The sequence below is a fragment of the Candidatus Caldatribacterium sp. genome (assembly GCA_014359405.1).
Classification (GTDB): Bacteria; Atribacterota; Atribacteria; order Atribacterales; family Caldatribacteriaceae; genus Caldatribacterium; species Caldatribacterium oleiphilum.
In genome coordinates, this window is sequence record JACIZN010000186.1 from 1 (window position 1) to 2,019 (window position 2,019).

Below are 2,019 nucleotides of genomic sequence, written 5' to 3' on the forward strand. Positions count from 1 at the left end.
GTCGTTTTTCACACGTGTTCAACAACCCTAATGTCGCTTACTGCGAACAGCAACTTGACGTATTGCTCCAAAAAGTAGTCCCGGGCAAACGGGTTCTTGAAATTGGATGCTACGAGGGTGGGGAAGTGCCCAGATTGTTGGCTCACAACCCCCAGAGTCTTGTTGGGATCGACATATCTCCTCGTGCTATTGCAAAAGCCGTGGCCACATTTGGTGATTGTGTGTCCTTCTATGTGGCGGACGCGCACCAGCTGCCCTTTCCAGACAAGAGCTTCGACGTAGTTTATGGTAGAGCAATTCTTCACCACCTGAACTATCAACAAGCAATTGAGGAAGCATACCGAATTCTGGTACCAGAAGGTTACGCCATCTTTGTCGAACCCCTAATCCACAATCCCCTACTGAAACTTTTTCGTAAAGCCATGTCCTGGGCTCATACGCCAGCAGAGCGTCCTCTCTCAAGACATCAGATACGCTGGGCAAATAACCTCTTCGGATGCCAAAATCACTACTTTGGAGGACTTCTCTCCACCCTCTGCGGGATACTAACATCACTGCTTGGGTTAGAAGCGAGCAATACTGCGCTGAGAGTAGCGGATAGATTAGACCGCTTTCTCCTGCGTACACCCCTAAAGTGGTGGGCTCGCACGGTGTACCTGGTGTGGCAAAAGAGGTAACAGGCAATACATGTCTTGCCAAAACGGGTTTTTTGGAACCTTCGTTAAGGTGCTAAGACCATGAACCGGTTACGTATCGTTCTTCTCGCACACTATGCTCCATCACTTGTGAACTTCCGAGGACCGCTGATTCAGGCCCTGGTTGAGCGGGGGCATGAGGTCTTTGCCCTGGCACCGGATTTCGATGTCAAAATCGAGGAAAAGGTGAGGGCTCTGGGAGCTGTACCTCTCCCCTACTCCCTTTCCCGCACCGGGCTGAATCCCCTGCGGGATGGGCTTGATTTTTTGCGCCTTTGCCGTATGCTGCGGAGACTCAAACCGGACCTTGTATTTGCCTACACCATAAAGCCTGTCATCTACGGGACTCTGGCTTCCTGGCTCGTTGGGGTACCCTGGCGCTTCGCGATGATTGAGGGACTGGGATATACCTTCACCGCCTCTGGGGAAAAAGAAACGTGGAAAAAGAGAATCCTGAAACGCCTGGTCCGGTTTTTGTATGCTCTGGCGCTTCCGCGGGCTACCAAAGTCTTCTTTCTCAACCGGGATGACCTTGCCGAGTTTGCCTCTTTGAGAATTATCGACCCCGGGAGAGCTTTTCTCCTTGGCCCAATTGGGGTTGATCTTGAACACTTTGCCTTTGTACCGCCGGTGAAGGACCCGGTAACCTTCATTTTCATCGCCCGGCTTCTTCGGGAAAAGGGAATCCTGGAATTCGTCGAGGCAGCAAGGAAAATCAAGGTAAAGTACCCAGAGACACGATTTGTCGTTCTCGGGGGACTTGACACGAATCCCGGAGCCATACCTCAAGCCCAGGTAGAAAGCTGGGTCAAAGAGGGAATCATAGAATGGCCAGGACACGTAGAAGACGTGCGGCCCTGGATAGCACAGGCAAGTGTTTTTGTCCTGCCTTCCTATTACCGGGAAGGTGTGCCGAGGACCATCCAGGAAGCCATGGCCATGGGACGAACGGTGATTACCACCGATGTCCCAGGGTGTCGGGATACAATTATCGATGGCTGCAATGGTTTCCTCGTTCCCCCTCGGGATGTTGAGGCTCTCGCCCGGGCCATGGAGCATTTTATCCTTGAGCCAGAACTCATCGAACGCATGGGCAGAGAATCCCGCCGTATTGCCGAGGAACGATTCGATGTCCACAAGATTAATGCCGTTATTCTTCGGGAGATGGGGCTTTGAAAGTGGTGGACCATCGCAAGTAGTGAGGAAGCGGTTTGAAATTGCTTCACAGACGAAACCACGAGTTCGCAACGACGCAATGAAAGGGAGGGAACCTTTGTCAAATCTCAATCTCCTGGACAACGAGACCCTGTTCCTGCAGATCTTC

At 52.0% G+C, this 2,019-nt stretch carries 2 protein-coding genes; both read left to right on the forward strand.

What is annotated here, in order from left to right:
* Nucleotides 1–677, forward strand: a 677-nt coding sequence (locus H5U36_10220; GenBank protein ID MBC7218481.1) for a class I SAM-dependent methyltransferase, incomplete at its 5' end; no start/stop codon positions are given.
* Between the two features lie 60 nt (nt 678–737).
* A complete protein-coding gene (locus H5U36_10225) occupies nt 738–1,871 on the forward strand; it encodes a glycosyltransferase family 4 protein (GenBank protein MBC7218482.1) in 1,134 nt (377 codons plus the stop codon).
* Nucleotides 1,872–2,019 lie beyond the last annotated feature (148 nt).